The sequence below is a fragment of the Micromonospora sp. 4G55 genome (genome assembly GCF_016803375.1).
The window spans coordinates 1-2,666 of the sequence record NZ_JAEVHN010000773.1; the positions used below are offsets into that span (position 1 = coordinate 1).

Genomic DNA, 2,666 nt, shown 5'->3' on the forward strand with positions numbered 1-2,666 from the left:
CCGAGGTGGTGCTGACCTTCAGCGAGTCGGTGCGCAAGGTCACCGGCAAGATCCGGGTGATCGCCCCGGACGGCTCCCGGGCCGACCGGGGCGAGCCCACCTTCGAGGGTGCGCTGGTGACCGTGCCGGTGGACCCGTCCGGGCCGCGCGGCACCTACCTGGTGAGCTACCGGGTGATCTCCGCCGACAGCCACCCGGTGTCGGGCGCCTTCACCTACTCGGTCGGCGCTCCCTCGACGCCCCCCACCGACTCGGGGGCGGAGAGCCGGGCGAACCCGGTGGTGGAGAACGCGGTCAAGGTGGTGAAGTACCTGGGCTACGTGGGCCTGCTGCTGGTGGTGGGTCCGGCGCTGGTGCTCGCCGCCCTCTGGCCGCACCGGCTGTCCCGCCGGGGCCCGGCCCGGCTCGCCTGGGCGGGAGTCGGGCTGCTCGCGCTGGCCACCCTGGCCGAGCTGTGGTTGCAGGTGCCGTACACGGCCGGGGGTGGGCTGACCGACGTCACCGGGGCCGGCTTCAGCGAGATGCTCGGCAGCACGTACGGCACCGCGCACCTGGTCCGCCTGGGTCTGCTCGCGGCGGCGGCGTTCCTGCTGCGCCCGCTGACCCGGGGCCCGGTCGGCCGTACCGACGCGCTCATCCTGGCCGTGCTGGGCGGGGCGGGGCTGTTCACCTGGCCGCTGGCCGGGCACCCGGCGGCCTCCCCGGCGCCGGCCGTGTCGGTGGTCGTCGACGCGGTGCACCTGGGCAGCATGGCGGTCTGGCTGGGCGGGCTGGTGATGCTGGCCGTCTTCCTGCTGCGCCGCGCCGACGAGCGGGAGCTGGGGGCGATCCTGCCGATCTGGTCCCGCTGGGCGGCGCTGGCGGTGGCGGCGCTGCTGCTCGCCGGGATCGTGCAGGGGCTGATCGAGGTGGGCGGCGTGCGGCCCCTCGTCGACACCACGTACGGCCGGCTGCTGCTGGCCAAGGTGGGGCTGTTCGTGCTGGTGCTGGCGGTGGCCGCGTACTCCCGGTGGTTGGTGCGGCGGCGGACCGCCGCCCAGCGCCCGGTGCCGGTGCGGCGGGCCATCTGGGTCGAGCTGGCGATCACCGCGGTGGTGCTCGGCGTCACGGCGACCCTGGTGCAGACCACCCCGGCCCGGGTCGCCGGCGACGACGTGGCCGGCGCCCCCGCCGGCTACTTCTCCACCACGCTGACCAGCCCGCTCTACTCCCTGCAGGTGGAGCTGGACCCGGCCGAGCGGGGCAACAACTCGCTGCACCTTTACGCGTACACCAGGGACAACCGGCCGCAGCCGGTGGTCGAGTGGAAGGTGACCGCCGCGCTGCCGTCGGCGGGCATCGAGCCGATCGACATTCCGCTGCTGCCGCTGACCGACAACCACGTGACCGGCGAGATCAGCTTCCCGAGCGCCGGGGAGTGGCAGCTGCGCGTCACCGCCCGCACGTCCGACATCGACCAGGCCACGGTGACCGCCACCGTGCCGATCAGGTAACCAGAAAGGCTCTCCCACAGATGATCCGTCTCCGGCGTCCCGCAACCGCCGCCGCTCTCGCGCTCGCCGCCGTCACCACGGCGGTGCTCGGCTTCGGCGGGCCCGCCTCGGCGCACGTCAGCGTCAACCCGACGGAGGCCACCCAGGGCTCCTACGGCCGCTTCGCCTTCCGGGTGCCGAACGAGAGCGACACCGCCGCCACCACCAAGGTGGAGGTGGTGCTGCCGGAGAACGCCCCGATCGGGTCGGTCTCCACCATGCCGGTGCCCGGCTGGACGGTGGCGGTGCAGAAGCGGAAGGTGGACCCGCCGATCGAGGTGCACGGCAGCCAGCTCACCGAGGCGGTGTCGAAGCTGACCTGGACGGCCAGCGGCGACGCGGCGGTGAAGCCCGGCCAGTTCCAGGAGTTCCCGGTCTCGATGGGCCCGCTGCCGCAGGTCGACCGGATGGTCTTCAAGACCTTGCAGACGTACTCCGACGGCAACGTCGCGCGGTGGATCGAGGAGCCGACGCCGGGCGCCGAGGAGCCGGAGAACCCGGCGCCGGTGCTCACCCTGGCCCCGGCCTCGACGTCGGCCTCGGCCACGCCGGGAGCATCGCCGGCCGGGCAGGCCGCGGCCGACGACGACGATGACGACGAGGACTCCGACGGGGTGGCGACCGGGCTGGCCATCGCCGGTCTGGTGGCCGGGCTGGCCGGGCTGCTCCTCGGTGGACTGGCCTTCGCCCGGACCCGCCGGGAGGCGACGCCGAAGGCCTGACCCGCTCCGCCCGCCGGCGGAGTCGGAGTCGCTCCGTCGGGCCGGCGGCTGTCCGTCCCGAGCGATATGCGCAGATCACGGCGGTCTCGTCGGTAAGGTCGGCCGGGTACCCGGTCACCGAAGGAGACGGAACGGATGCGGTTCGTGCGGTCGCTCGTCGGAATGCTGCTGTTGGTCGTCGGGATCCCCGCCCTGCTGGCGGGAGGCGGCCTCAGCCTGGTCGCCCGGCACGCGAGCACCGACGGCACCTTCAGCGCCCGCTTCGAGCCGGTGCGCAGCACGGGTCGGGCGGTGGTGGTGCAGGACGTCGACGCGCTGCTGCGCGCGGAGGCGCCGTTCACCCGGGTCGGCGGGGCGAGGCTGCGGCTGACGGCGCGTACCGCCGACGGGCCGGCCTTCGTCGGCCTGGCCC

2 protein-coding genes and 1 pseudogene are annotated in these 2,666 nt (G+C 74.4%); all 3 read left to right on the plus strand.

The window, feature by feature from the left end; all coding sequences use genetic code 11:
- Positions 1–1,493 (plus strand): copper resistance CopC/CopD family protein (locus JNW89_RS33955; protein ID WP_238452148.1); only part of this gene is annotated, 1,493 nt, incomplete at its 5' end.
- Positions 1,494–1,513: 20 nt separating this feature from the next.
- Complete coding sequence (locus JNW89_RS33960) at positions 1,514–2,254, plus strand: YcnI family protein (RefSeq protein ID WP_238452149.1); 741 nt, start codon at positions 1,514–1,516, stop codon at positions 2,252–2,254.
- A gap of 135 nt (positions 2,255–2,389) precedes the next feature.
- A pseudogene (locus JNW89_RS33965) lies at positions 2,390–2,666 on the plus strand (hypothetical protein); the annotation flags it as partial.

Bases quoted from the DNA above. Each gene is read 5' to 3' on its own strand.
- JNW89_RS33960 (WP_238452149.1), top strand. From the start codon at position 1,514: ATGATCCGTCTCCGGCGTCCCGCAACCGCCGCCGCTCTCGCGCTCGCC.